Origin of the sequence: Streptomyces flavochromogenes, from assembly GCF_000717595.1 — a bacterium.
GTDB lineage: Bacteria > Actinomycetota > Actinomycetes > Streptomycetales > Streptomycetaceae > Streptomyces > Streptomyces flavochromogenes.
In genome coordinates this window covers 40,051-61,997 of record NZ_JNZO01000043.1, presented here as the reverse complement: position 1 = coordinate 61,997, position 21,947 = coordinate 40,051, and the positions used below count along the sequence as shown (strand labels likewise).

The 21,947-nt window shown below is 72.9% G+C and carries 18 protein-coding genes; 8 read left to right on the top strand and 10 right to left on the bottom strand.

Features of this window, described 5'->3' with window-relative positions; genetic code table 11:
* Positions 1 to 159 precede the first annotated feature (159 nt).
* Complete coding sequence (locus tag IF00_RS0136920; protein WP_030325871.1) at positions 160 to 1,044, bottom strand: PNPOx family protein; 885 nt, start codon at positions 1,042 to 1,044, stop codon at positions 160 to 162.
* Between the two features lie 55 nt (positions 1,045 to 1,099).
* Positions 1,100 to 1,555, bottom strand: coding sequence for a VOC family protein (locus tag IF00_RS0136915; protein WP_030325864.1), 456 nt, complete (start codon positions 1,553 to 1,555; stop codon positions 1,100 to 1,102).
* Positions 1,556 to 1,689: 134 nt separating this feature from the next.
* Between IF00_RS0136915 and IF00_RS0136910 the strand changes: the two genes are divergently transcribed.
* The 3 genes from IF00_RS0136910 to pepN all read left to right on the top strand — a co-directional run bounded on the left by IF00_RS0136910 (position 1,690) and on the right by pepN (position 6,092).
* On the top strand, positions 1,690 to 2,232 hold the full coding sequence (locus tag IF00_RS0136910) for a CGNR zinc finger domain-containing protein (RefSeq protein WP_030325862.1): 543 nt from the start codon (positions 1,690 to 1,692) through the stop codon (positions 2,230 to 2,232).
* A 103-nt stretch (positions 2,233 to 2,335) separates the two neighbouring features.
* Positions 2,336 to 3,355, top strand: coding sequence for an aspartate-semialdehyde dehydrogenase (locus IF00_RS0136905; RefSeq protein WP_030325860.1), 1,020 nt, complete (start codon positions 2,336 to 2,338; stop codon positions 3,353 to 3,355).
* A 160-nt stretch (positions 3,356 to 3,515) separates the two neighbouring features.
* A complete protein-coding gene (gene pepN / locus IF00_RS0136900; protein WP_030325858.1) occupies positions 3,516 to 6,092 on the top strand; it encodes an aminopeptidase N in 2,577 nt (858 codons plus the stop codon).
* 156 nt (positions 6,093 to 6,248) lie between these two features.
* Here pepN and alc read toward each other — a convergent pair whose 3' ends face one another.
* From alc to IF00_RS0136880, 4 genes are read right to left on the bottom strand one after another with little or no spacing between them, the layout of a single operon-like run.
* Positions 6,249 to 7,394 carry an allantoicase gene (gene alc / locus IF00_RS0136895; protein ID WP_030325856.1) on the bottom strand — a complete coding sequence of 382 codons (1,146 nt, stop codon included), beginning with the start codon at positions 7,392 to 7,394 and terminating at the stop codon, positions 6,249 to 6,251.
* 48 nt (positions 7,395 to 7,442) lie between these two features.
* Complete coding sequence (locus tag IF00_RS0136890; RefSeq protein WP_030325854.1) at positions 7,443 to 8,369, bottom strand: LysR family transcriptional regulator; 927 nt, start codon at positions 8,367 to 8,369, stop codon at positions 7,443 to 7,445.
* 20 nt (positions 8,370 to 8,389) lie between these two features.
* Positions 8,390 to 9,331, bottom strand: a complete 942-nt coding sequence (locus IF00_RS0136885) for a DMT family transporter (protein WP_051820801.1) — start codon at positions 9,329 to 9,331, stop codon at positions 8,390 to 8,392.
* Positions 9,332 to 9,336: 5 nt separating this feature from the next.
* Positions 9,337 to 10,308 carry an EamA family transporter gene (locus IF00_RS0136880; protein WP_030325850.1) on the bottom strand — a complete coding sequence of 324 codons (972 nt, stop codon included), beginning with the start codon at positions 10,306 to 10,308 and terminating at the stop codon, positions 9,337 to 9,339.
* 134 nt (positions 10,309 to 10,442) lie between these two features.
* Here IF00_RS0136880 and IF00_RS0136875 point away from each other — a divergent pair, with 134 nt between their 5' ends.
* A complete protein-coding gene (locus IF00_RS0136875) occupies positions 10,443 to 10,961 on the top strand; it encodes a MarR family winged helix-turn-helix transcriptional regulator (protein WP_030325847.1) in 519 nt (172 codons plus the stop codon).
* 161 nt (positions 10,962 to 11,122) lie between these two features.
* Here IF00_RS0136875 and IF00_RS0136870 read toward each other — a convergent pair whose 3' ends face one another.
* The 3 genes from IF00_RS0136870 to IF00_RS0136860 are packed head-to-tail and all read right to left on the bottom strand — an operon-like array spanning position 11,123 to position 13,690.
* Positions 11,123 to 11,350 carry a hypothetical protein gene (locus tag IF00_RS0136870; RefSeq protein WP_030325846.1) on the bottom strand — a complete coding sequence of 76 codons (228 nt, stop codon included), beginning with the start codon at positions 11,348 to 11,350 and terminating at the stop codon, positions 11,123 to 11,125.
* Positions 11,351 to 11,370: 20 nt separating this feature from the next.
* Positions 11,371 to 13,491 (bottom strand): 4-alpha-glucanotransferase, encoded by a 2,121-nt coding sequence (gene malQ / locus IF00_RS0136865; RefSeq protein WP_030325845.1) that lies wholly within the window; start codon positions 13,489 to 13,491, stop codon positions 11,371 to 11,373.
* Between the two features lies 1 nt (position 13,492).
* Positions 13,493 to 13,690 (bottom strand): hypothetical protein, encoded by a 198-nt coding sequence (locus IF00_RS0136860; RefSeq protein ID WP_030325844.1) that lies wholly within the window; start codon positions 13,688 to 13,690, stop codon positions 13,493 to 13,495.
* A gap of 238 nt (positions 13,691 to 13,928) precedes the next feature.
* On the opposite strand from IF00_RS0136860, the gene IF00_RS0136850 reads away from it, so the two are divergent.
* A complete protein-coding gene (locus IF00_RS0136850; protein ID WP_078945000.1) occupies positions 13,929 to 17,132 on the top strand; it encodes a beta-N-acetylglucosaminidase domain-containing protein in 3,204 nt (1,067 codons plus the stop codon).
* A gap of 79 nt (positions 17,133 to 17,211) precedes the next feature.
* Here IF00_RS0136850 and IF00_RS0136845 read toward each other — a convergent pair whose 3' ends face one another.
* On the bottom strand, positions 17,212 to 17,775 hold the full coding sequence (locus IF00_RS0136845) for an HNH endonuclease (protein WP_030325842.1): 564 nt from the start codon (positions 17,773 to 17,775) through the stop codon (positions 17,212 to 17,214).
* 238 nt (positions 17,776 to 18,013) lie between these two features.
* Between IF00_RS0136845 and IF00_RS0136840 the strand changes: the two genes are divergently transcribed.
* The 3 genes from IF00_RS0136840 to IF00_RS0136830 all read left to right on the top strand — a co-directional run bounded on the left by IF00_RS0136840 (position 18,014) and on the right by IF00_RS0136830 (position 21,943).
* The gene (locus IF00_RS0136840; protein ID WP_030325840.1) at positions 18,014 to 19,093 is read left to right on the top strand and encodes a mechanosensitive ion channel family protein; all 1,080 of its coding nucleotides are present in this window, start codon (positions 18,014 to 18,016) and stop codon (positions 19,091 to 19,093) included.
* Positions 19,094 to 19,319: 226 nt separating this feature from the next.
* Positions 19,320 to 20,534 (top strand): ROK family transcriptional regulator, encoded by a 1,215-nt coding sequence (locus IF00_RS0136835; RefSeq protein ID WP_030325838.1) that lies wholly within the window; start codon positions 19,320 to 19,322, stop codon positions 20,532 to 20,534.
* A 62-nt stretch (positions 20,535 to 20,596) separates the two neighbouring features.
* Positions 20,597 to 21,943 carry an ABC transporter substrate-binding protein gene (locus IF00_RS0136830; protein WP_030325828.1) on the top strand — a complete coding sequence of 449 codons (1,347 nt, stop codon included), beginning with the start codon at positions 20,597 to 20,599 and terminating at the stop codon, positions 21,941 to 21,943.
* Positions 21,944 to 21,947: the final 4 nt, after the last annotated feature.

The window sequence follows — 21,947 nt, the reverse complement described above, 5'->3', positions numbered from 1 at the left end:
GTCGGGGGCCGGGGCGATGGTCACGGAGCGGTCCTCGGGGTGTGGTCGGAGGGCGGGCGTGGGCGTACGGAAGCGGTGAGCGGCCCGGGGCGGCGGGCCGCGCGGGTGGCGGGGGTCCGCGTCGGCGGGGGGCCGGTGCGCGGCGGCGGTGCGTCGCCGTCAGGCCGCGGCCGGGTTGGACGGGGAGTACTCCGGCGGCGACCAGCGCAGCGGGCTGCCGGCCGGGGTCTCGGCCGTGCGCGCGACACGGAAGCGGGTGACCCGTCCCTCGGGACCGTATTCGGTGTGGGCGAGGCCGCTGAGCTGCAGGGTCGTCCCGGTCTCCCAGTCGAGGAAGAGCAGCCCCGCGCGGCCGTCCGACTCCAGGTTCCCCAGGGTCAGGAACATCGCGTTGCCCGGGTAGTCGCGCCAGCTGAGCTCCCGGGGCGCGTCGACGCGGACGAACCCGGGGTTGCCCCCGCGATGACTGGTGTCGACACCGTCGGACGCGACGCTGGCCACGAAGAAGGTGTCCGCCGCCCGGACGTGGCGCACCTGGGCGGGGGTGAGCTCCTCGCCGTACCGGACGGTGCCGGTCCCGGGGCGGGTGGGATCGGAGCCGTACCACTCTCTCTTCTGCAGGTATTTCGGGCAGTTGGAGAACACCTGCTCGGCCTCGATCGTGAAGCCGCGCGCGCTGGGGCGGGCGGTGCCGTTGAGGCGCATGCGGCGGCGGGTGCGGGGATCGAGGGCGAGGGTGCCGACGGGGGTGCCGTCGGGGGTGATCGCGTCGGCGAGCGGGTCGTGCGCGGGGATGCCGCCGGCGACGGAGACGGTGTGCGGGCCGGTGGCGCGGGTGAAGCCGGGCGCGCCGGTGAGGAGGCTCGCCCAGACGCGGCCGCCCGAGTCCGCCGCGCCGATCATCAGCATCGGCTGGGCTTCCAGGAAGGCGGCGGCGATGGGGCGGATGCCGGGGCGTATGGAGGGGGCGATGTGCGCGGCCCGGTCCTGGACGCCCACGCGGGCCTGGACGTCGATCGAGCCTTGGTTGTAGGCGCCGTCCATGGCGTCTCTCCTTGGAGTGCGGGTCGGTGGGGTGCGGGCCCTGGCGCGGGAGGCCTTAGAAGAAGCCGCAGGTCGGAGCCGTTTCGCTGGGGGCTTCCGCCGCTTCCGCGCCCTTCGGGATCGAGATCTCCAGGCGGGTGCCGTCCGGGTCGTGGAAGAAGATGCCGCCCGAGGCCGCGCCCTCGCGGTGGGCCACGACGCCCTCGTACGCGAAGGTCGTGCCGCGGGCGAGCAGGGCGGCCTCGGCGGCGCGGACGTGGTCGAGGGACTCGGCCTCGAAGGCCAGGTGGTGGAGGCCCGCGCGGCCCGGCGCGTAGGCCTCGGCGGCCTGCTGCCAGAGGGTGAGGACCAGGCGGCCGTCCCGGCCGAGGAAGGCGAAGCGGCTGTCCCCCTCCTTGCCCTCGCCGAGCGTCTCGAAGCCGAGGACCTCTCCGTAGAAGGTGAGCGAGCGGTCCAGATCGGTGACGTTCAGGCCGACGTGATGGGTGGTGAGCGTGCCGATCGCGGTCATGGCGGATCCATCCGTTCCGAGTTCGGTCGACCCTCCTGGGCTAACCTCTTACTTCGACTTTAGAGGTTAGCCACGACGAACGTCAACCGCTCACGTACTCTTGAGGGGTTAGTTCATCGAGGAGGGTTCCCGTCATGACCGCGATCGACCCACGGCCGCTCGTCGGCGAGCCCGTCTCCCTTGATCTGCTCAACACCCGCTGGAACGAGGAGGGCGTCCGGCAGGACCTGCTCGCCGGGGTCGAGGGGCTCACCGTCTGGCTCGCCGCCAACGGGCTCGCCGAGCGGTTCACCGCCGACGCCACCACCCTGCGCCACACCCTGACCGCCCGGGACGCGCTCACCGCGCTCGTCGACCGCCCCGGCGACCCCGCCGCCACCGCCCGCGTCGACGCGGTCCTCGGCCACGGTCGCATCCGGGCCACGCTCACCGCCGAGGGCCCCGGTGAGCGGCCCGAGTTCGCGGACCCCGCCTGGGGTCCCGGCTGGACCGCCGCCCGCGACTACCTCGACCTGCTGCGCACCGCACCCGACCGGATCCGGGCCTGCGCCCACGAGGCGTGCATCCTGCACTTCTTCGACACCTCGCGGAACGGCACCCGCCGCTGGTGCTCGATGGCCGTCTGCGGCAACCGCGCCAAGGCCTCCCGCCACTACGCCCGCACGAAGGAGAGCTGACCCCCTATCGTCCCGTCCCTTGGACAATGGATTGGACAAGGCGACCCGGGACATACGCATCATGGACCGGCAGCAACCTGCACATACGTACGGAGGAGTCCCCGTGAAGGTCGGAATCGTCGGAGCCACCGGTCAGGTCGGCACAGTCATGCGCAGCATCCTGGCCGAGCGGAGCTTCCCCCTCGACGAGCTGCGGCTCTTCGCCTCCGCCCGCTCCGCCGGCACCGTCGTGGACGGCGTCACGGTCGAGGACGCCTCCACCGCCGACTACACCGGCCTGGACATCGTGCTCTTCTCCGCCGGCGGCGCCACCTCCCGTGCCCTCGCCGAGAAGGTCGCCTCCCAGGGCGCCGTCGTGATCGACAACTCCTCCGCCTGGCGCGGCGACCCCGAGGTCCCGCTGGTGGTCTCCGAGGTCAACGCGCACGCGATCAAGGACCGGCCCAAGGGCATCATCGCCAACCCGAACTGCACCACGATGGCCGCGATGCCGGTCCTCAAGCCGCTCCACCAGGAGGCCGGCCTCACCGCGCTGATCGCCACCACCTACCAGGCCGTCTCCGGCTCGGGCGTGGCCGGTGTCGCCGAGCTGCGCACCCAGGCGTGTGCCGTGGCCGAGACCGCCGACCGGCTGGCCTTCGACGGCGAGTCCGTCGAGTTCCCCGAGCCCGCCGTCTACAAGCGCCCGATCGCGTTCAACGTGGTCCCGCTGGCCGGCTCGATCGTCGACGACGGCTCCTTCGAGACCGACGAGGAGCAGAAGCTCCGCAACGAGTCCCGCAAGATCCTGGAGATCCCCGGCCTCAAGGTCTCCGGCACCTGCGTGCGCGTCCCGGTCTTCTCCGGCCACTCCCTCCAGGTGAACGTCCGCTTCGACCGCCCGATCAGCGTCGAGCGCGCCTACGAGCTGCTCAAGGACGCCGAGGGCGTCGAGCTCTCCGAGATCCCGACCCCGCTCCAGGCGGCCGGCAAGGACGCCTCGTACGTGGGCCGCATCCGCGTGGACGAGACCGTCGAGAACGGCCTCGCGCTCTTCCTCTCCAACGACAACCTGCGCAAGGGCGCGGCGCTGAACGCCGTGCAGATCGCGGAGCTGGTCGCGGCCGAGCTCAAGGGCGCCTGACGCCCGGAACGGTACGAGGGCGGCCATCCGGAGACGGGTGGCCGCCCTCGCGCGTTCGCCTCGGGAAGCTCGCGTGTTCGCCCTGGGAAATGTCTCGTGCGCTGCCGACACACCCCGTGGAAGGATGGGCCAAACATCACAAAACCGAGGAGTTGACCGGGTGCCTGGCACAAACCTGACCCGTGAAGAGGCTCAGCAGCGGGCAGCGCTGCTCACCGTGGACGCGTACGAGGTCGAACTCGACCTCTCCGGTGCGCAGGAGGGCGGCACCTACCGGTCCGTCACCACCGTCCGCTTCGATTCCGCCGAGGCCGGTGCCTCGACCTTCATCGACCTCGTCGCCCCCGCCGTCCACGAGGTCGTGCTGAACGGCCACGCGCTGGACGTCGCCGCCGTCTTCCGCGACTCGCGGATCGCGCTGGCCCACCTGGTCGCGGGCCGCAACGAGCTGAAGGTCGTCGCCGACTGCGCGTACACCAACACGGGCGAGGGTCTGCACCGCTTCGTCGACCCGGTCGACGACCAGGCCTATCTGTACACGCAGTTCGAGGTCCCGGACGCGCGGCGCGTCTTCGCCTCGTTCGAGCAGCCCGACCTCAAGGCGACCTTCCAGTTCACCGTGAAGGCGCCGACGGGCTGGAAGGTCATCTCCAACTCGCCGACCCCGGAGCCCAAGGACGACCTCTGGGTCTTCGAGCCGACGCCGCGGATCTCCACGTACATCACCGCGCTGATCGTCGGCCCGTACCACTCGGTGCACTCCTCGTACGAGAAGGACGGGCAGAGCGTCCCGCTCGGCATCTACTGCCGTCCGTCGCTCGCCGAGTTCCTCGACGCGGACCACATCTTCGACGTCACGCGCCAGGGCTTCGACTGGTTCCAGGAGAAGTTCGCGTACGACTACCCGTTCGCGAAGTACGACCAGCTCTTCGTGCCGGAGTTCAACGCGGGCGCGATGGAGAACGCGGGCGCGGTCACCATCCGCGACCAGTACGTCTTCCGCTCGAAGGTGACGGACGCGGCGTACGAGCGGCGCGCCGAGACCATCCTGCACGAGCTCGCCCACATGTGGTTCGGCGACCTCGTGACGATGGAGTGGTGGAACGACCTCTGGCTGAACGAGTCGTTCGCCACCTACACGTCCGTCGCCTGCCAGGCCTCGGTGGCGGGCACCCGCTGGCCCAACGCCTGGACGACCTTCGCCAACGCGGAGAAGACCTGGGCCTACCGCCAGGACCAGCTGCCGTCCACGCACCCGATCATGGCCGAGATCAACGACCTGGAGGACGTGCTCGTCAACTTCGACGGGATCACGTACGCCAAGGGCGCCTCGGTCCTGAAGCAGCTCGTCGCCTACGTCGGCCAGGACGAGTTCTTCAAGGGCGTCCAGGCCTACTTCCAGGCCCACGCCTTCGGCAACACCCGCCTCTCCGACCTCCTCGGCGCCCTGGAGGAGACCTCCGGCCGCGACCTGAAGACCTGGTCGAAGGCATGGCTGGAGACGGCCGGCATCAACATCCTCCGCCCGGAGATCGAGACCGACGAGAACGGCTCGATCACCTCCTTCGCCGTCCAGCAGGAGGCGCCCGCGCTCCCCGCCGGCGCCAAGGGCGAAGCCGTCCTGCGCCCCCACCGGATCGCGATCGGCTTCTACGACCTCGACGCGGCCAGCAAGCTGGTCCGCACCGAGCGTCTCGAACTCGACCTCGAGGCCGCCGGGCTGACCGCCGTCCCGCAGCTCGTGGGCAAGGCCCGCCCGGCGGTCGTCCTCCTCAACGACGACGACCTGTCGTACGCCAAGGTCCGCCTCGACGAGGTGTCCCTGAAGAACGTCACCGCGCACCTCGGCGACTTCGCCGAGTCGCTCCCGCGCGCCCTGTGCTGGGCCTCGGCCTGGGACATGACCCGCGACGGCGAGCTGGCCACCCGCGACTACCTGGAGCTCGTGCTCTCCGGTGTCGCCAAGGAGTCCGACATCGGCGTGGTCCAGTCGCTCCAGGGCCAGGTCAAGGCCGCCCTGGAGATGTACGCGGCGCCGGAGTGGCGTGAGGCCGGTCTGGCCCGCTGGACCGAGGCCACCCTCGCGCACCTCCAGGCGGCCACGCCCGCGAGCGACCACCAGCTGGCGTGGGCACGCGCCTTCGCGGCGACCGCCCGCACCCCGCAGCAGCTGGACCTGCTCGCGTCCCTCCTGGAGGGCCGCGAGACCATCGAGGGCCTGGCGGTCGACACCGAACTGCGCTGGACGTTCGTCCAGCGGCTCGCGGCCACCGGCGTCTACGACGAGGCGGAGATCGCCGCCGAGCTGGAGCGCGACCGCACCGCGGCGGGCGAGCGGCACGCGGCCACCGCGCGCGCGGCCCGTCCCACGGAGGCGGCCAAGGCGGAGGCCTGGGCCTCGGTCGTCGAGGACGACAAGCTGGCGAACGCCGTGCAGGAGGCCGTCATCGGCGGCTTCGTTCAGGCCGACCAGCGCGAACTGCTCGCCCCGTACACGGCGAAGTACTTCGCGTCGATCAAGCACGTCTCGGAGACCCGCAGCCACGAGATCGTCCAGCAGATCGTGGTCGGCCTCTACCCGAGCCTCCAGGTCTCACAGGCCACCCTGGACGCGACGGACGCCTGGATCGCCGAGAACAACCCGGCCCCGGCGCTGCGACGCCTGGTGACGGAGAGCCGCGCGGGCGTCGAGCGTGCGCTCCGGGCGCGGGCGGCGGACGCGGCGGCGGCGAAGTAGCGCACCCCGTAGCGAGGAAGGGGTCCCGGACCGTGTCGGTCCGGGACCCCTTCGGCGTGTACCGGTCACGAAGGACCGGCCGTGGGATCCGCCCGGCGGGCGGGCGTCGGCGCGCTGCCGCGCCGCCGGGCGGAAGTGCGCGGCTCGGGGCCGCGCTCAGCCGCCGAGCGCCGTGAACCGGGCGCGCAGGTCGGCCGCGCCCTGCTCGGTCAGCGCTCCGTGCAGCCGCATCCGGGCGACGCCGCCGTCGGGGAAGGCGTCGAGGCGGACGTGGGTGACGACGGCCTGGGCCGGGAGCTTGAAGCGGTGGAGGGTGTCGGGCTGGAGCTTGGTGCGGGGGATGATCTCGAACCACTCCCCCGCCTCGCCGTTGCGTCCCTGAAGGGCGATCCAGCCGGCCGAGTTGCCCTTGAGGTAGGCGGTGTCGATCTCGACGGCGCGGACGGCGCCCTGCGCGGCGAGCCGGAAGCGCACCCAGTCGTTGGTGCCGCGCACCCGGCGGCGGCGGTTCTCCCAGCCGTCGTCCATCTTGCGTGAGGTGCCGGGCAGGATGATCTGGGTGGGCGAGGAGTAGAACCTGTCCGAGGCGTCCTCGTACGAACCGCCGTTGAGTACGGATATCAGGTCGAGGGTGCCGAGCAGCTCCAGCCATTCGGGGTCGGGTACGACCTCGCCGTGGACGCGGAGGCGGGCGATGCCGCCGTCGGGGTGCTGGCAGACCCGGAGGTGGGTCCAGCGGCGTTCGGCGGTGATGGCGAAGCCGTTCTCGGCGTGGCCCCGGACAGGGGTCGGCGGGACGAGCTCCTCCCACGTGGCGTCCAGCAGTTCCTCGGGGCTCGGGGATCCTTCCACCGAGGTGGCCTGGATGCTCACGCGCTGCGGGTAGTTGCCGCGGAAGTGGGCGGTGTCGACGATGATCCCGCGGATCACCCCGGGGGCACCGAGCCGGACGATCGCCCAGTCGTGGTCCTCGGGAGCGGGGAAGACGTTCTCGGCGTCGGCGCCGCGGCGGCGGCGGGTCTCCCAGCCGTCCATGATCTTGCCCTTGTGGCCGAAGTGCTCCGGGTCGAAGACGGCCCGCTCACGGACGAGGAGGTTCTCCCGCTCGGCGAAGAACTCGTCGTTCGCGGCGACGACGCCGGCGCCGAGACGGCGGTCGGCGAGGTCGACCAGCTCGGTGAAGGGGAAGTCACCGGTCCGGTAGTCGGCGTACGGGTCGCCGCCGGAGTACGGGGCGGCGTCGTTGGCGTGCGGGTCCTGGTCATGCGTCGACTGTGGGCCCTCACGACCTGGTGGGTCCATCGAATGTTTTCGATGGACATCTTCAGTTCTGCTGAACAATGCCGCGGGTCATCCCTGCTGAAGGGTCTCCCGCTGGGCCGCGGCCTGCCGGAGCGCGGCGAGCACCCGCGCCACCGCCGGGCCCTCTTCCGCCCCGCGTCGTACCGCCGCGACGACATGGCGGCGCGGCTGGTCGGCGGCGAGGACGCGCATCACGATCCCGGCGCCGCCCCGGCGTTCCGCGGAGGCCATCCGGGGCACCAGGGCGATGCCCATCCCGGCCTCGACCATGGCGAGGATCGCGGTCCAGCCGGAGGCGCTGTGGGCCTGCTCGGGCACGAAGCCGGCCGCCTCGCAGGCGGCGGTGGTGATCTCCGACCAGGGGCCCGAGCCGCCGAAGATCCAGGGCTCGGCGGCGAGGTCGGCGAGCCGCAGGCCGGGCGCGTCGGCGTGCGGGTGCCCGGCGGGCAGGGCCACGTCGAGGGGGTCGGCGAGCAGCGGGACCCGGCTGAACTTGGGGTCGCGCGCGGAGGGCGCGTGGGCGGCGAGCGAGAGCGCCAGATCGACCTCGCCGGCCGAGAGCAGCTCGTACGCCTCCGCCGCCTCGGCCTCCCGGATCCGGACGTCGAGCCCGGGGTGCGCACTCCGCAACTGCCGTACGGCGGGCACGACGAGCGCGGGCACCGCCGTCGAGAACGCCGCCACCCGCACCTCTCCGGCCTCACCCCGCAGATAGCCGTCGAGTTCGGCGTCGGCGCGCTCCAGCTGGGCGAAGACCACCTCCGCGTGCCGCAGCACGAGATGGGCGGCGTCGGTGAGCCGGACGCGGCGGCCCTGGGCCTCAAGGACGGGCACGCCGAGCTGTTTGGCGAGGTTGGTGAGCTGCTGCGACACGGCCGAGGGGGTCATGAGCAGCGCCTCCGCGGTCGCGGTGACGGTGCCGCGGTCACGGAGGGTGCGGAGGATCTGGAGTTTCTTGATGTCCCACTCGGTCATGGGGCGCAACCTATCCGGACCTATGCGGCCCCGCGCGCGCCGGTCGCCGAGCTCAGGGCCACTCCGCCGAGGATGAGCACCATGCAGGCCACGCCGAGGACGCCGAGCCGTTCGCCGAGCAGGGCGTACGAGAGGAGGGCGACGCAGACGGGCTGGAGGTGGTAGACGACGCCCGCGCGGGCCGCGCCGATGAGGGAGATGGCCTTGTTCCAGGCGAAGAAGGCGACGGCGGAGGACGCGACGCCCACGTAGAGCAGCGGGCCGACGGTGGCGACGCCTGCGGTGAACCCGCCCTGGACGGCGAGGGACACGCCGTACACGGGGGCGAGCATCAGCGCGCCGAGCAGGAAGGTGACGAAGAGGAAGGCGAGTCCGCCGATCTCCGCGGGCCTGCGCTTGAGCAGGGCGCTGTACGAGGCGAAGGACAGGGCCGCGGCGAACATCCACAGGTCGCCCGCTCCGAAGTCGACGGCGAGGGAGCCCTTTCCGACGAGCAGCAGGACGCCGATGACGGCGGCCAGCATGCCGAGGACGCGGCGGACGCCGAGGCGTTCGCCGCCGAGCCGGGACCACACCGCCATGATCACCGGGGAGGCGGCCATGATCATGCCCATGTTGGTGGCGGAGGTGGTCAGTCCCGCCTGGTGCACCAGGGTGTTGTAGAGCGCGACGCCGAAGAGCGAGGCGAGCGCGACGAATCCGAAGTGCCGCCGGATCGCCTTCCGCTGCCGCCAGAACGGGCGGGCGGCGAACGGGGCGACGGCGACGAGGGCGATGATCCAGCGCCAGAACACGGCCTGGACCGGTGGGACCGAGTCGGCCATGTCGCGGGTGGCGACGAAGCTGCCGGACCAGACGACGGTGGCCAGCAGGGCGAGGAGAACACCGAAGCCGGCGCCTCGGGAGGGCGCCGGCTTCCGGGTGACGACGAGGGTCGGGTGACGTGCGGTGATCAGGCTCATGCGGCTTACCGTCGCACCCCCGAACCTTCCAGGTCCATCGAAACTTCCTGACCATTCTCTTCAGCAGGGCTGAACGATTCGGTTCCCGTGCCCTTCTCGACGGCCGGTCCGGTCCCCTTCGGCGTACGGGGGCCCAGCTGGCCCGCCAGGGTCGCACCGAAGGCGATCGCCATGCCGAGCAGCTGCACCGCGCCGAGGGCCTGGCCGAGCGCCGCCCAGCCGATGATCGCGGCGGTGATGGGCGAGAGCGGGCCAAGGAGGGTGGCGGAGGACGCGCTGAGCCGCTCGATGCCGCGGAACCAGAGGAAGTACGAGATCGCGGTGTTGCCGAAGGCGAGGTAGGCGTACCCGGCCAGGTTGGTGCCGGTCAGGGCCGGCGGGGCGCCCTCGATCAGGAAGGCGATCGGCAGGATGACCGGGCCGCCCGCGGTGAGCTGCCAGCCGGTGAGCGCGAGGGCGCCGACCCCCTCGGGACGGCCCCAGCGCTTGGTGAAGACGACACCCGCCGACATCGACAGGGAGGAGAGCAGTCCGGCGAGCACGCCGACGGTGTCGAACGCCGCCCCCGCCTTGAGGACCACCAGGCTGACGCCGAAGGCGGCGGCGATGGCGGTGAGCAGGGTCCTCACCGTGGGCTTCTCGCCGAGAAGGAGGGCGGCGAGCCCGACGACGAAGAGAGGGCCGACCGAGCCGACGACGGCGGCGACGCCGCCGGGGAGCCGGTAGGCGGCGAGGAAGAGCAGCGGGAAGAACGCGCCGATGTTGAGGGCTCCGAGGACGGCGGACTTCCACCACCAGGCGCCTTGCGGGAGCTTCCGGGTGAGCGCCAGGAGCAGGAGCCCGGCGGGCAGGGCGCGCATCAGGCCGGTGAAGAGCGGCCGGTCGGGCGGCAGGAACTCCGTGGTGACGAAGTAGGTGGAGCCCCAGGAGATCGGGGCCAGGGCGGTCAGTGCGACGACGGCTGCCTTGCGGGACATGACGGTCTCCCCCTCGCTGCGGATGCCGGCCTGGGCGAGCCGGACTGGCTTGGCGGTAATTAACTTACCACTAAGCTACTTACTTGCAAGTGGCTTTCTTGCCATCGAGTCATGCGGAAGGGGAGACTGCTCACATGGACACGAAGACCCCCGGGGCCGGCCCCGCCCACGACGCCGTCGACGCCATCACCGACCAGTGGGCGGTGGTCCGCCCCGACCTGGACACCGTGCCGATGGCCGTCTTCGGGCGGATCTACCGGCTCGCGAACGCCATGCGCGCCCGGGTGGACAAGGCGTACGCGCCCTACGGTCTGGCGCTCGGGGAGTTCGACGTGCTGGCGACCCTGCGCCGCTCAGGGGAGCCGTACACGCTCTCGCCGCGCGAGCTGACGGCGACACTGATGATCACCACCGGCGGGATGACCGGCCGGCTGGACAAGCTGGAGAAGGCGGGGCTCGTCACCCGCAGCCCCGATCCGCACGACCGGCGCGGACTGCGGGTCACGCTCACCGAGCACGGCCGGGAGCTGGTGGACCAGTCCGTCGCGGCCGGTCTCGCACAGCAGCGGGCGGCCCTGGAGGGAGCGCTCAGCGAGGAGGAGGCGACGCAGCTGGCCGGCCTGCTGCGCAAGCTGCTGGCGACCACGGCCTGAGACCCCGAAGGGGGTCGCGCCCACGTTTCCGCACGCGGTTTCCCCGCAGGCGAGGGCACCGCACGGATGCCACGCACGGGGCCCCTGTTTTCACGCACGCGAGGGCGCCGCACGGTACGTCGTACCGTGCGGCGCCCTCGACGGAGCCGAGGAGGAGGCGGTCAGGCCTTCTTGGACTTGTCGAGCAGCATCACGAGACCGATGATCACCAGGAACAGCACCAGCGGCGCGGCCACGAACAGGCCGATGGTGTCGATGACCGACAGCTTGGGGGCCGGGTCGTCGCCGTCGTCGCGGGTGAGCGCGAGCGCGGGGGACGACATGAGCAGCATCATCAGCGTCGTACCGGCCGCGAGCGAGCCGGCGCGCAGTGCGTTCTTCTTGTCCACGGTGCAAACGTAGCGAACACCTAATCGGACCGCGCGCCCGGGGGTGCCGTACGGGCGTCGGAGGGGGTGGTGCGCGCCTCCGGGACCGCCGTGCGCGCGTGGAGTTCGCGCAGCAGGGCGTGCGCCCGGGGCGAGGCGGCGAGGCGCTCCAGGGTCATCGGCTGCCCGCCCTCGTCCGCGAGCGGCAGCCGCCAGTTGGGGTACTCGTCCCATGTGCCGGGCAGGTTCTGCGGTCTGCGGTCGCCCACCGCGTCCGGCAGCCAGACGCCCACCATCCGGGCCGGGGTGTCGAGCAGGAACCGGTGGACGGCCCTGATCTCGGTCTCCTCGGCTCCCGCGCCCTCCGGGAGCAGACCGAGCCGCTGGAACAGGCCCAGCCACTCGGCGGTCTCGGCGGCGTCCGCCGCCCGCTCGCGTGCCAGCTCTCCGGGGAGCATGCCGAGGCGGTGCCGCAGGGTGACGTGGTCGCCGGAGAGCCGGGCGGCGGTCGGGGGCAGGTCGTGGGTCGTGGCGGTGGCCACGCACTCCGCACGCCACTCGGCGGGGGCCAGCGGACGGCCCGAGGCGGCCCAGTCGCGCTCGAACCAGAGCACGGAGGTGCCGAACACCCCGCGCGCGGCCAGCTCCTCCCGTACTCCGGACTCGACCGTGCCGAGGTCCTCGCCGATGACGAGGGCGCCGGCACGATGGGCCTCCAGGACGAGGACGGCGAGCATCGCCCCGGCGTCGTACCGGACATAGGTGCCCTCGGTGGGCTCGCGGCCCTCCGGCACCCACCACAGCCGGAAGAGGCCCATCACATGGTCGATGCGCAGCGCGCCCGCGTGGCGCAGGAGTTCACGCAGGAGTCCGCGGTACGGGCCGTAGCCGGCGGCGGCCAGGGCGTCGGGCCGCCAGGGCGGCAGGCCCCAGTCCTGGCCGCGGGAGTTGAAGGCGTCGGGCGGGGCGCCGACCGACATGCCGGCCGCGAAGGCGTCCTGCTGAGCCCAGGCGTCGGAGCCCTCCGGGTGGACGCCGACCGCCAGGTCGTGGACGATCCCGACCTCCATCCCGGCCTCGCGGGCGGCCGCGGCGGCGTCCGCGAGCTGCCGGTCCGTCAGCCAGGCGAGCCGGCAGTGGAAGTCGACCCGGACGGCGAGGGCGGGGTCGTCACGGACGACGGCCTCCGCCGCGCGCGGGGAGCGCAGCTCCTCGGGCCAGGTCCGCCAGTGGTGGCCGTGCCGCTCGGCGAGGGCCTGGTAGGTGGCGTGGTCCTCCAGGGCACGGCCGCGCGCGGCGAGGAAGTCGTGGAAGTCGGCGCGCCTGCCGGGACCGAGTTCCACGCCGCCGACGACGAGTTCGAGGGCGCGCCGCTTGACCTCCCACACGGCGTCCCGGTCGATCACCGCGCCCTTGCCGAGGACCCGTTCACGCAGGTCGGCGGCATCGGCGAGGATCAGGTCGAGTTCCTCGCGGTGCTCGGGGCCGACCAGGGCGTACTCGGGGATCTCCTCGATCCGCAGATGGACCGGGTCGGGGAAGCGGCGCGAGGACGGACGGTAGGGGGAGGGGTCGCTCGGAGCCCCGGGCACGCCCGCGTGGAGCGGGTTGACCTGGACGAAGCCGGCGCCGTGCGTGCGGCCGGCCCAGGTGGCGAGTTCGCGCAGGTCGCCGAGGTCGCCCATGCCCCAGGAGCGGGTGGAGAGCAGCGAGTAGAGCTGGACGAGCAGCCCGTACGCGCGCCGCTCGGGGGCGGGCACACGCGCGGGGGCGACGACCAGGGTGGCGGTGGCGGTGCGCCCGTCGGGGGCCTGCGCCTCGACCGCGTGGACGCCGAGGGGAAGGTGCTCCCAGCTCCGGCCGGTGACGGCGTCGCCGTCCTCCGTGGTGACCCGGAGCCGGGTGCCGGGCGGTAGATCCGCCGGCGGGCCGGCGGGCTCCGCGCCGCGCCACCGGACCAGGGTCGGGGGCAACAGGCGCTCCCGGTCGGCCCGTTCGGCCGCGTCGAGGGCGGCGGCGACCGCTTCCGGCGTCGCCGCGTCCACGCCGAGGGCGCCGAGGACGGCCACCACGGTGGCGTCCGGCACCGGGACGGTGACCCCCGCGGAGGGGCTGTAGGCGGTGGCGACGCCGTGACGGGCGGCGAGACGGGCCAGGGTCACTTCACACTCCGGGGGACTCCGTGCCCGCACTTCCTGGGGCGGTGGGTTCGCTGGTGAGGGGAGCCGCCACGGTCAGCGGCGGCTCGCTGGTGAGGGGCGCGGCGTCGGGGAGCGGCGGCTCGCTGGTCAGCGGTTCGTCCGTCCTGGCCGGCTGCTCCGGAATCCGTATCCGTCCGAGGTGCGGGGCGGTCGTGGTCACGGGGGTCTCCCGATTCGTCTCGACTGGTGGGACCTGGGTAACGACTGAGCCCTACCCACCGCACCTCGTTTTACCGGCGGAAAGTGGCGAAGTGACGTCACCTCGCCGACGGCTCGCCGGGCAAAGGCGACACATCGGCCCTGTGCATTGACACCTCAGTGCGACGGGTGGTGGGCTCGTGACCCACTCGTGACCAAACCGGCGAGCGGCCGGTGGCCCCGGCCGAAGGGAGACCCCCGTGCACCTCGGGCACCTCGGGCGCAGCAGGCGCACCGCGACGGCCGTCGCCGCCGCCGTCATCGGCGGCCTCCTCGGCGGGGCGGTGCCGGGCTCGGCGCAGGCGGTCCCGGGGGCGTCGCCGAACGAGCGCGCGAAGGCCGCGCCGTTCGCCCCGACGGCGCCGTCCGCCCCGGCGACGCCGGGCGTTCCGACGGCGCCGGGCACCCCGGTCGCCTCCCCGGCTTCCTCGACCACCGCCCCCTCCGCCGGATCCGCGGAGGCGGCCTCCGCGCGCGTGCCCGCCGTCTGGCCGCGTCCGCAGTCGCTGACCGCCGCCGGACCCGCCGTGTCCCTCGGCGACGAGGTGACGCTGCTCGCGGACGCCGACGCCGATCCGTACGCCCTCGCCGCCCTGCGCGAGCTGCTGCGGGCCGCCGGGGTGCGGACCGTCCACACCGGGCTCCCGGGCCGTGGGCCGCTCTTCCGGGTCGCGGGCCCCTCGGGCGAAGCCGCCGAGGACGCGCTGAGCGCCCTGCGGGTGCCCGACCGGCTCGATCTGCCGCGCGGTGGCTACCGGCTCGCCACGGGCCGCCTCGGGGGCCGGGACACGGTCGTCCTGGACGGGGTGGGCGGCGACGGGGTGTTCCACGCCGTGCAGACGCTGCGTCAGCTCCTCGGCGGCGGCCGGGAGATCCCGGGGGTCGTCGTGCGGGACTGGCCGGGCACGGCCGAGCGCGGGATCACCGAGGGCTTCTACGGGACGCCCTGGACGGCCGAACAGCGTCTCGCCCAGATCGACTTCCTGGGCCGGACCAAGCAGAACCGCTATCTGTACGCGCCCGGCGACGACCCGTACCGGGGCGTGCAGTGGCGCGACCCCTACCCGGCCGCGCAGCAGGCCGAGTTCCGGGCGCTCGCGGAGCGGGCCCGCGCCAATCATGTGACGCTCGGCTGGGCCGTGGCGCCCGCCCAGTCCATGTGCCTGTCCTCGGGCGGTGACATGGCGGCGCTGACGCGGAAGCTCGACGCGATGTGGGCGCTCGGGGTGCGCTCCTTCCAGCTCCAGTTCCAGGACGCCTCGTACGACGAGTGGCACTGCGACCGGGACGCCGACACCTTCGGGCGGGGCCCCGAGGCCGCGGCCGCCGCCCACGCGCGCGTGGCGAACACGGTGGCCCGGCACCTCGCCGAGCGGTATCCGGACGCCGAGCCGCTGACCGTGATGCCGACGGAGTACTACCAGGACGGTGCGACCGCCTACCGCACCCGGCTCGGCGAGGCGCTCGACGCGGACGTGCGGGTGGCGTGGACCGGCGTCGGTGTCGTACCGCGCTCGATCACCGGCGGGGAGCTGGCGCGGACCCGGGCCGCCCTGCGGCATCCGCTGGTCACCATGGACAACTACCCGGTCAACGACTACGCGCAGGACCGGCTGTTCCTCGGCCCCGCGACGGGCCGGGAGCCGGCCGTGGCCGCCGGTTCCGCGGCCTTCCTCGCGCTCGCGATGGAGCAGCCCGCCGCCTCCCGCGTCCCGCTCTTCACCACCGCCGACTACGCCTGGAACCCGCGCGGCTACCGGCCGGAGGAGTCCTGGCGGGCGGCCGTCGAGGACCTCGCGGGCCCGGAGCCGGCCGCCCGGGAGGCGCTGCGGGCGCTCGTGGGGAACGGCGCCTCGTCGGTGCTCGACCCGGCGGCCGAATCGGCGTACCTGAAGCCCCTCCTGGCGGCCTTCTGGGCCTCCCGCACGAGCGCGGGGACCGGTGCGGACCCCGGGCGGGAGAAGGCGGCGCGGGAGCTGCGGGCCGCGTTCACCGTGATGCGCGAGGCCCCCGGGCGGCTCTCGGGCGCCGCCGGCGGCACCCTCGACGACGAGACCGGCCCCTGGCTCGATCGGCTGTCCCGGTACGGCCGGGCGGGCGAGACGGCGGTCGACATGCTGGTCGCCCAGGAGGCCGGTGACGGGGCCGCGGCCTGGCGGGCGCAGTTGAGCCTGGAGTCGCTGCGGAAGGACCTCTCGGCCGGCCGGGTGACCGTCGGCGCGGGGGTGCTCGACCCGTTCCTCACGCGCGCGGTGGACCGGGCGAAGGCCTGGACCGGCGCCGACCGGACGGCGAAGGCGCGTGCCGACCGCGCCACCGACTCGTACACCGTGCGGCTCGACCGGGCACGGCCCGTGGAGGCCCTGACGGTGATGACGGATCCGGGTGCCGGGGACCCGCGCGACGCGCGCGTGGAGGCGTACGTCGAGGGCGAGGGCTGGCGGTCGCTCGGCCCGCTGTCCGCGTCCGGCTGGACGCAGGCCGAGCTCAAGGGGCTGCGGGCGGAGGCGCTGCGGGTGGTGTGGAGTGGCGACGGGCCGGCGCCCGCGGTGCGCTCGCTGGTGCCGTGGTTCGCGGACGGGCCGCGCGCGGCGCTCGACCTGGCCCGGACGGAGACGGACGCGGAGATCGGCGGCCCGGCCCAGCGGGTGGACGTGGAGCTGTCGGGTCTGCGCGCGGGCGAGGTGCGGGGGCCGCTGACGGCGAAGGCCCCGAAGGGGATCACGGTCACGCTGCCGGAGCAGGCGGTGGTCGAGCGCGGTGCCCGGTCGACGGTGCCCCTGGAGGTGTCGGTGGCGCCGGACGCGCACGCGGGCACGTATCGGGTGCCGGTGTCGTTCGCGGGCGAGGAGCGGGTGCTGACGGTCCGGGCCTTCCCCCGTACGGCAGGCCCCGATCTGGCGCGGACGGCGACGGCCTCCTCCTCGGGCGACGAGACGCCGGACTTCCCGGCCGCCCTGGCGGTGGACGGCGATCCGGCCACCCGCTGGTCCTCGCCGGCGGAGGACGGCGCCTGGTGGCAGCTGGAACTGCCGGAGCCGGCCCGGATAGGGCAGGTGGTGCTGCACTGGCAGGACGCGTACGCCTCCCGCTACCGGGTCCAGGTCTCGGCCGACGGGCGCGTGTGGCGTACGGCGGCGACGGTCGCGGAGGGCCGGGGCGGCAGGGAGTCGGTGCGGATGGACGCGGCGGACACGCGGTTCCTGCGGGTGCAGGGCGACGCGCGGGCGACGCAGTACGGCTATTCGCTCTGGTCGGTGGAGACCTACGCGGTGGCCGGGCAGCAGCAGCCGGACCGGCCCGCTCAGCCGGCCCCGAAGCCGGCGCAGCCGCCGACCGAGGCCGCCGGCACGGCACCGGACGAGGCGTCGGAGGGCACGCCCGAGGAGCGGCCCGCCCCCTGAGGGGCACGCCGCTCCCGTGCCGTACCCGACCCCGCGTCCGTACGCGCGTGGTTCCGCGTACGGACGCGAAAGGCCCGGCTCAACCCGTCGTCAGCGCCCTCACGGGGGCGTCGGCGACGGAGTCGATCCGGGCCATCACATCCTCGGCGCCGTACGGCTGGAGGTACGGCAGCCAGCGGGGGTCCCGGTGTCCGGTCCCGATGATCCGCCAGGCCAGGCCGGTCGGCGGGGCCGGTTGGTGGCGCAGCCGCCAGCCGATCTCGCGCAGGTGCCGGTCGGCCTTGACGTGGTTGCAGCGGCGGCAGGCCGCCACCACGTTCTCCCAGGCGTGCGTGCCCCCGCGGCTGCGGGGGATGACGTGGTCGACGCTGGTCGCGACGCCCCCGCAGTACATGCAGCGCCCGCCGTCTCGTGCGAAGAGGGCTCTGCGGGTCAAGGGAACGGGCCCCCGGTAGGGGACCCGCACGAAGCGCTTCAGTCGCACCACGCTGGGCGCGGGGACGACTTGGGTCTCGCTGTGCAGGAAGGCGCCGGATTCCTCGAGGCAGAGAGCCTTGTTCTCCAGGACGAGGACGAGTGCGCGGCGGAGCGGTACGACGCCGAGCGGCTCGTACGACGCGTTGAGGACCAGGACATGCGGCACGGATGCCTCCTATGACGCCGGCGGCGCGTGGCTCGCGCCGGGACGAACTGCTCTCAGTCTCTCCTCATGCCTGGTCGGAACGCCACCACGTACCGGGATCGGGGTGACGGGCCCGGCGTGTTCTCGACCACATCGGCATGTCTCCTTACTCTTTGCCCGGGTGAGGTCGGTCTCTCCCTCGAACAGAGCAACGGGACCATGTCCGACGCCCCGTTACTGTGGATGGTCTGCGTACGCGATGCCTGGAGGTCCTCCCGTGTCTTGGTCCGCCCTTGCGGCTGCCACCGAACCCGAGCCCATTCCGGTGACCCTCGACGAGGCGGCGGAGAAGGCCACGAACGCGGCGAGCTGGGTGGAGGAGAACTGGTCCACCTGGCTGAACACGGGCCTGCGCATCCTGCTGATCCTGATCGTCGCGCTGCTTCTGCGGATGGCCGTCCGGCGGGCCCTGACGAAGCTGATCGAGCGGATGAACCGTTCGGCGCAGGCGGTGGAGGGGACCGCCCTCGGCGGTCTCCTCGTCAACACCGAGCGCCGGCGCCAGCGCTCGGAGGCGATCGGTTCGGTGCTGCGTTCGGTGGCTTCGTTCCTGATCCTGGGTACGGCCGGGCTGATGATCCTGGGCGCCTTCAAGATCGACCTGGCGCCGCTGCTCGCCTCGGCCGGTGTGGCCGGTGTGGCCATCGGTTTCGGCGCGCGGAACCTGGTGACGGACTTCCTGTCGGGTGTCTTCATGATCCTGGAGGACCAGTACGGCGTGGGTGACTCGGTCGACGCGGGCGTGGCCTCCGGCGAGGTCGTGGAGGTCGGTCTGCGGGTGACCAAGCTGCGCGGCGTGGACGGCGAGATCTGGTACGTGCGCAACGGCGAGATCAAGCGGATAGGGAACCTGAGCCAGGGCTGGGCGACGGCGGGCGTGGACGTGACCGTCCGGCCGACGGAGGACCTGGACCGGGTGAGGTCCGTGATCGTCGAGGCGGCGGAGTCCATGGCCAAGGAGGAGCCGTGGAACGAGCGCCTCTGGGGTCCGGTGGAGGTGCTCGGTCTCAGCGAGGTGCTGCTCGACTCGATGACCGTCCGGGTCTCGGCGAAGACGATGCCGGGGAAGGCGCTGGGCGTGGAGCGCGAGCTGCGCTGGCGGATCAAGCAGGGCCTGGACCGGGCCGGCATCCGGATCGTGGGCGGGCTTCCGGCGCAGGCCGAGGAGTCGGCCGCCGACCCGACCGCGGGCATGGCGGCGCCGTCGGCCTTCGCCTCGGCGACCTCGCCGCAGTCGGCGGCGGCGACCCCGCTGCCGAAGGCGGACCTCAACAAGTAGACGGGGCCTCCGCGAGGAGGAACGCGCGCGTGGGCGACGCCCCCGCAGGTAACGCTTTGGTTGCCTTCGGGGGCGTCTCGCGTGCCCGGGTATTGACGGCCCCGTGACGGCCGCCTTATTTTCCTCCCACCGAATAGGAAACTTTCCTAACAGTGGAGTCGGAGAGACGGGCCGCCGCGAGGCAGCAGAATGGCCCGACCAGTAACCGAAGGGCAGGTGCGACCTCATGGCCGGTACGACTCCGGGAACCCCCGGCACGCCACGCGTGCTGCGCGCCATGAACGACCGCGCCGCCCTGGACCTGCTCCTGGAGCACGGCCCCCTCTCGCGGACCCGGATCGGCAAGCTCACCGGCCTGTCCAAACCGACCGCCTCCCAGCTGCTCGCCCGCCTCGAAGCGGCCGGTCTCGTCGTCGCCACCGGCACCACCGCGGGCCGGCCCGGACCGAACGCCCAGCTCTACGCGGTGAACGCGCGGGCCGCGTACGCCGCCGGACTCGACGTCAACCCGTTCCGCATCCACGCCGCCGTCACCGACATCGCGGGCGAGATCGTCGGCGAGTACGAGCTCCGCACCCCCGGCCGCGCCGCCTCCGGCGTCGTCCGCCAGGTCACCGACGCCCTCGACGGGGCCGTCAAGGCGGCCGGGATCACCCGCGAGGACGTCCGGCGCCTGGTCATCGGCACCCCCGGCGCCTTCGACCCGGCCACCGGACGCCTGCGGTACGCCTCCCACCTGCCCGGCTGGCACTCCCCCACGCTCCTGGAGGAGCTGGCCGCCGTCCTGCCGATGCCGTTCGAGTACGAGAACGACGTCAACCTCGTCGCCGTCGCCGAGCAGCGTGTCGGCGCGGCCCGCGGTCACACGGACTTCGTCCTGCTGTGGAACGAGGAGGGCCTCGGCGCCGCCCTCGTCCTCGGCGGGCGGCTGCACCGCGGCTTCACCGGCGGCGCCGGCGAGGTCGGCTTCCTGCCCGTGCCCGGCACCCCGCTCGTACGGCAGGTCACCAAGGCCAACTCCGGCGGCTTCCAGGAGCTCGCCGGCGTCCAGGCCGTGCCCCGGATCGCCCGCGCCATCGGCATCGACACCCCCGAGCAGCCGTACGTGGCGGTCGCGAGCGGGCTGCTCGCGCACGCCGTCGAGGCGCACGGCGAGGACCCCCGGTACGCGGAGCTGCTCGACCGGTACGCCGAGCGCGTCGCCATCGGACTCTCCTCGATCGTCGCCGTCCTCGACCCCGAACTCATCGTGCTGTCCGGTGACGTCCTCGTCGCCGGCGGCGAACCCCTCCGCGCGCGCGTGCAGTCCGAACTCGCCGACCTCGCCGCCTCCCGGCCACGGCTGGTCCTCGCCGCCGTTCCCCGGCGCCCCGTACTGCGCGGCGCCCTCGAAAGCGCCCTCGCCACCACGCGCGCCGAGGTCTTCGACACCTCGCGCTGACCCACCGACCGCCCCACACGTTCCCCTTCCCCCGTAAGCCTCCGCCACAGGGAGACACCGTCATGCCCGTACGTCCGCGCAGAGCAGCCGCAGCGCTCGCCGCCACCGCCTCGATAGCCCTCTTCGCCTCGGCCTGTACGGGCTCCGCGAACAACGCGGCCTCCGACGACCCCAAGGCCCAGACCACCATCACCTTCTGGCACGGCTGGCTGGACCCCGCCGAGGTGAAGGCGATCACGGACAACGTCGCCCGCTTCGAGAAGGCGCACCCGAACATCAAGGTGAAGGTCGTCGGCGGCATCAACGACGACAAGCTGGGCCAGGCGCTGCGCGCGGGCGGGTCGAACGGGCCCGACGTCGTCTCCTCCTTCACCACCTCCAACGTCGGCAAGTTCTGTTCCTCGGGCGCGCTCGCGGACCTCAAGCCCTTCATCGAGAAGGACAAGCTGGACCTCGACAAGGTCTTCCCGAAGGTCCTCCAGGAGTACACGCAGTTCGAGGGCAGGCGCTGCTCGCTGCCGCTGCTCTCCGACGCGTACGGCCTCTACTACAACAAGGACGCCTTCAAGGCGGCCGGTCTCGACCCCGAGGCCCCGCCGAAGACCTGGTCCGAGTTCGCCAAGGTCGCCAAGACGCTCACCAAGCCCAAGGGTGACTCCTACGAGCAGCTCGGCTTCATGCCGAACTACCTCGGCTACGAGACCGTCGTGGAGCACTACATGTCGCAGTGGAAGCACAACGGGTACTTCGACGCGGACGGTCGGTCGACCGTCGCGAAGGACCCGGCGTTCGCCGAGATGATGACGTACCAGAAGTCCCTGGTGGACTCCCTGGGCGGGTTCCAGAAGCTCGACAAGTACCGCACCACCTTCGGTGACGAGTGGGGCGCCAAGCACCCCTTCCACACCGGTCAGGTCGCCATGCAGCTGGACGGCGAATGGCGGCTGAACTTCGTCAAGAAGGCCAACGTGAGCTTCGACGTCGGCGTCGCGCCGATGCCCGTCGCCGACGACGAGATCGCCGAGTACGGCAAGGGCTACCTCTCCGGCACGATCATGGGCATCGCCCCGCAGAGCAAGAAGCAGAACGCGGCCTGGGAGCTGGTCAAGTACATGACCACGGACACCGACGCCGTGGTCGGCTTCGCCAACGACATCGGCAACGTGCCCTCCACCCTGGAGGCGCTGAAGTCCCCGAACCTGAAGTTCGACCCGCGCTTCAAGACCTTCCTGGAGATCGCCCGGCACCCCGAGTCCACCACCATGGACGGCGCCGTGAACGGCGCCAGCTACCAGGAGACCCTCTCCGCGCTGGCCCACAAGTACGAGAAGGGCCAGGTCCCGGACCTGAAGAAGGCCCTCGCGGACACCGCGGCGCAGATCGACCGCGACATCGCCGCGACGAAGTGACGGC

Bases quoted from the DNA above. Each gene is read 5' to 3' on its own strand.
- IF00_RS0136920 (WP_030325871.1), bottom strand. From the start codon at position 1,044: ATGGACGGCGCCTACAACCAAGGCTCGATCGACGTCCAGGCCCGCGTG.
- IF00_RS0136890 (WP_030325854.1), bottom strand. From the start codon at position 8,369: ATGACCGAGTGGGACATCAAGAAACTCCAGATCCTCCGCACCCTCCGT.
- alc (WP_030325856.1), bottom strand. From the start codon at position 7,394: ATGGACCCACCAGGTCGTGAGGGCCCACAGTCGACGCATGACCAGGAC.
- IF00_RS0136910 (WP_030325862.1), top strand. From the start codon at position 1,690: ATGACCGCGATCGACCCACGGCCGCTCGTCGGCGAGCCCGTCTCCCTT.
- IF00_RS0136880 (WP_030325850.1), bottom strand. From the start codon at position 10,308: ATGTCCCGCAAGGCAGCCGTCGTCGCACTGACCGCCCTGGCCCCGATC.
- IF00_RS0136840 (WP_030325840.1), top strand. From the start codon at position 18,014: ATGCCTGGAGGTCCTCCCGTGTCTTGGTCCGCCCTTGCGGCTGCCACC.
- IF00_RS0136830 (WP_030325828.1), top strand. From the start codon at position 20,597: ATGCCCGTACGTCCGCGCAGAGCAGCCGCAGCGCTCGCCGCCACCGCC.
- IF00_RS0136915 (WP_030325864.1), bottom strand. From the start codon at position 1,555: ATGACCGCGATCGGCACGCTCACCACCCATCACGTCGGCCTGAACGTC.
- IF00_RS0136885 (WP_051820801.1), bottom strand. From the start codon at position 9,331: ATGAGCCTGATCACCGCACGTCACCCGACCCTCGTCGTCACCCGGAAG.
- IF00_RS0136835 (WP_030325838.1), top strand. From the start codon at position 19,320: ATGGCCGGTACGACTCCGGGAACCCCCGGCACGCCACGCGTGCTGCGC.
- IF00_RS0136875 (WP_030325847.1), top strand. From the start codon at position 10,443: ATGGACACGAAGACCCCCGGGGCCGGCCCCGCCCACGACGCCGTCGAC.